This is a genomic window from Phenylobacterium sp. (assembly GCF_030693805.1).
Taxonomy (GTDB): domain Bacteria; phylum Pseudomonadota; class Alphaproteobacteria; order Caulobacterales; family Caulobacteraceae; genus Phenylobacterium.
Window position 1 is genome coordinate 1 of the sequence record NZ_JAUXZW010000271.1, and the last position, 3,555, is coordinate 3,555.

Annotated in this window: 6 protein-coding genes; all 6 read right to left on the bottom strand. The window is 68.9% G+C overall.

The features are described from left to right. The coding region (locus Q8M88_RS10430; RefSeq protein ID WP_305597098.1) for a sodium/proton-translocating pyrophosphatase at positions 1 to 575 on the bottom strand (575 nt) is incomplete at its 3' end. Between the two features lie 185 nt (positions 576 to 760). Continuing rightward, complete coding sequence (locus Q8M88_RS10435) at positions 761 to 1,186, bottom strand: hypothetical protein (RefSeq protein WP_305597099.1); 426 nt, start codon at positions 1,184 to 1,186, stop codon at positions 761 to 763. 61 nt (positions 1,187 to 1,247) lie between these two features. Then, complete coding sequence (thiL, locus tag Q8M88_RS10440; RefSeq protein WP_371132671.1) at positions 1,248 to 2,237, bottom strand: thiamine-phosphate kinase; 990 nt, start codon at positions 2,235 to 2,237, stop codon at positions 1,248 to 1,250. Then, positions 2,197 to 2,646 carry a transcription antitermination factor NusB gene (nusB, locus tag Q8M88_RS10445; RefSeq protein ID WP_305597101.1) on the bottom strand — a complete coding sequence of 150 codons (450 nt, stop codon included), beginning with the start codon at positions 2,644 to 2,646 and terminating at the stop codon, positions 2,197 to 2,199. Before nusB ends, thiL begins: the two co-directional genes overlap by 41 nt. Next, positions 2,643 to 3,107 carry a 6,7-dimethyl-8-ribityllumazine synthase gene (gene ribH / locus Q8M88_RS10450; protein WP_305597102.1) on the bottom strand — a complete coding sequence of 155 codons (465 nt, stop codon included), beginning with the start codon at positions 3,105 to 3,107 and terminating at the stop codon, positions 2,643 to 2,645. Before ribH ends, nusB begins: the two co-directional genes overlap by 4 nt. Before the next feature lie 31 nt (positions 3,108 to 3,138). After that, a partial coding sequence (locus Q8M88_RS10455) for a riboflavin synthase (RefSeq protein ID WP_305597103.1) occupies positions 3,139 to 3,555 on the bottom strand: 417 nt, incomplete at its 5' end.

The following is a 3,555-nucleotide window of genomic DNA, read 5'->3' on the forward strand; positions in this document are numbered from 1 at the left end:
CCGACGTCGGCGCCTTTGGTGAAGATGCCGCCGCCCAGACGCGCGAAGATCGAGATCAGCGAGGCGCCGAAGCCCAGCGCCACCAGGCTGTCGACCACGTCACGGCTGGTGTTCTCCAGGCCGAGCGGGCCGGTCAGCACGCCGTAGTAGCCGGCCACGCCGATCAGCGCGAAGCCCGCCACCAGCATGCCGGTCACCGCGCCCGAGCGGAACGCCAGCGACAGGCCGCGTTCGAGGCTTTCGCTGGCGGCCTGGGCGGTGCGCACATTGGCCCGCACCGAGATGAGCATGCCGGCGAAACCCGCCGCGCCCGACAGGATCGCGCCGATCGCGAAGCCCACGGCGGCCAACGGGCCGATCAGGATGGCGACCGCGATCAGCACGACGACGCCGACGATGGCGATGGCGGTGTATTGACGCCGCAGATAGGCCTGCGCGCCTTCCTGGATGGCCGCGGCGATCTCCTGCATGCGCGCGTTGCCGGGTGACGCCCGCAACAAACTCGCGGTCTGGAGGATGCCGTAAAGCACCGCCAGGAAGCCGGCGACGATCACCAGCGTAAGCGTTAGACTCATGTTTAAACCGCCCCTTTAGCGTTTCCACGGAGGGGCCGATCGCCGTTCTATGCGACTTCCGGCTTGAGACGGCCCCTCAATTCACTCCCAGTTCAGGCCTAGTCAGGCCCGATCCCGATACGGCGCAGACCCTGCCAAAGATGGCTTGCAGGCGCAACGCCCCATAGGAATTGCAGTTTTCATGACTATGCGGGCGCCGCGCGCGGCGTCGGCACGCCGGTGCGCCGCTTCGGCGCCTGCGACGTGACCACCACCGATCGCACCATGCCGGGCCCGGCGATGGCCACGGCCTCGCGTTGCAGCGTCGATGTCAGCCGGCCTACGTCGACCACCATGTAGTCGTCGGCCTTGGTGAACGGCGTGCGATGGCCGGCGCGCACCAGGGCGTCGCGAAAGTACGGTTCCTTCTCGCGCAGCTTCACCGAATTGGCCCCGGTGGTCAGGTTGATCCTCACATAGACGAAGACGTAGTTGACCAGTTGGCCCCGCACCACGATCGGCAGGGCCACGGGCGACAGGTCGACGTACTGGCCGACCTCGACCTTGGCTTCCTTCTTCTCGCTGGCGAGAGCGGGCGACGTGGCGCAGGCGAGCGCGGCGACGAGGAGCATGCGTCTGAACATCTTGCGGAGCTAAACCGCATATGGTTTCCGCAACCTTGCGGCAGCGCGTTCAGCCGTGCCGCCAGCCGCCGGGACCGGCGTCCACCGGCCGTCCATCGACGAAGGTCGTCATGCCCTCGCCTGCGGTCATCTCGCCGATCTGGGTCAGGCCCATCGCTTCGGCCTGGTCGGGTGCGGCCGTGCAGACGACCTCGTAGTCGTCGCCGCCCGTCGCCAGCGCGATCAGTCCGTGCGCGCGGTCAGGCTGAGCGGCGAGCCACAACGCGGCCTGCGGCGAGAGCGGGATGCGATCGAGGTCCAGGCGCACGCCAATCCCGCTCGCTGTGGCGATGTGGCCGGCGTCAGCCACGAGACCGTCGGAAACGTCGGCCGCGGCGCTGGCGTGGGCCAGCAACAGCGGGCGCAGATCCAGGCGCGGTTGCGGCAACCTGTAGCGCCCCACCAGGTAGCCGTCAGGGTCGGCGATCTCGCCTCGCGCCGCAGCCAGTCCCAGCCAGCCGTCGCCGATCGTGCCGCTCACCAGCACCCGGTCGCCGGCTTTTGCGCCGGCGCGGCGCACCATGGTCCCCGTCGCGACCCAGCCCAGCATGGTCACGCTGGCGGTGAGCGGCCCCGCGCTCGACACCGTGTCGCCGCCCAGCAATTTCAGATCGAACGCCGCGCCGTCCAGGTCCAGGCCCGCGGCGAAGCGCGCTCGCCCCTGCGCTGCGTAGCCTTTCGGCCAGGCGATCGCGAGGAAGTAGCCGAATGGCTCAGCCGCCTTCGCCGCCAGGTCCGACAGGTTGGCCCGCAGCAGCTTGCGCGCGATCAGCGCCGGGTCCTCGCCCACCGGCGTGTGGACGCCTTCGACCACCGCGTCCTTGGTGATCACCAGGTCGAAGCCGGTGCGCGAAGGAATCGCTGCGGCGTCGTCCAGCAGTGCGAAGGCCTCGGGCGCGCCACGGGTCAGCGGGCGGAACAGGCGCGCGATCTCGCCGAATTCCGCGTCGGGCCGCTCGCTAGCGGCGGACATCCTGCGCCACCGCGTCCAGGGCGCCATTGACGAACCCAGGCTCGGAGCCCTCGAAGAACGACTTGGCCAGTTCGACGTACTCGTCGATCACCACCTCGGTGGGAACGTCCAGACGATGCGCCAGCTCGAAGGCGCCGGCCCGCAGAATCGCGCGCACCGTGGCGTCCAGCCGCTCCAGCCGCCAGTTCTGCGCCAGCCGTTTGACGATGGAGGAGTCCACCGCCGACTGGCTCTCGACGACGCCGCGCACCAGATCGGCGAAGAATTCCTCGTCGGCGCCGACCATGGCCTCGCCTTCGATGTCGCGGTCGAAGCGATGTTCGGAGAATTCGCGGATCACCGTCTCTGCGCCCGCGCCGGCGGCCTCCATCTGATAGAGCGCCTGGACCGCGGCGAGTCTGGCGACGGAGCGGGCCTGTCGCGGCAGGCCGTTCATCGGGTCTGGCCGAGCAGACGGCGCTTCAGGGCGACCATCTCCAGGGCCGCGCGCGCAGCGCCGCCGCCCTTGTCGCCCTCGCTGGCGCGCGCCCTGGCCCAGGCCTGCGCCTCGTCCTCGACGGTGAGGATGCCGTTGCCGATCGCCAGGCGCCGGCCGGTCGCCAATTCCATCAACCCACGGGCCGATTCGTTAGAGACGATCTCGAAGTGATAGGTCTCGCCGCGGATCACCGTGCCCAAGGCCACGTAACCGTCATAGGCGAAGCCTGCCGGACGATGTCCGCCCTCCTCGGCGATGGCGATCGCGCCGGGGATCTCGAGCGCGCCCGGCACGCTGATCACTTCATACTCCGCGTCATGGGCGGTGATCACATCGACCGCCGACTTGAGCAGCTCGTCGGCCAGGTCGGAATAGAAGCGCGCCTCAACGATGAGGATGCGGATTTTTTCTTCGATCATGCTTTCGGGTCCTTCGCGCGCGAGCGACGCTTTAGGCCGTTTCGCGCCAGCGGGCGAGATAGCGGGCCAACATGTCGATCTCGAGGTTCACCCGCACGCCCGGCGCAAGCGCGTCGAGCGTCGTCACTTCCCAGGTATGCGGGATCAGATTGACGCCAAAGACGTCGTCCTCGACCTCGTTGACGGTCAGCGACACGCCTTCGACGGCGATCGAGCCTTTCGGCGCGATGTAGCGGTGCAACGGCCGCGGAACGCGGATGCGCACCCGTCGCGAACCGCCCTCGGCGATCACCGACAACACTTCGCCCACGCCGTCCACATGGCCCGAGACGATGTGGCCGCCCAGCTCGTCCCCGACCTTGGCCGCGCGCTCCAGGTTGACCGGGCGGCCCTCCGTCCAGTCGCCCAGGGTGCTTGCGCTCAGCGTCTCGCCGGACACCTCGACAGC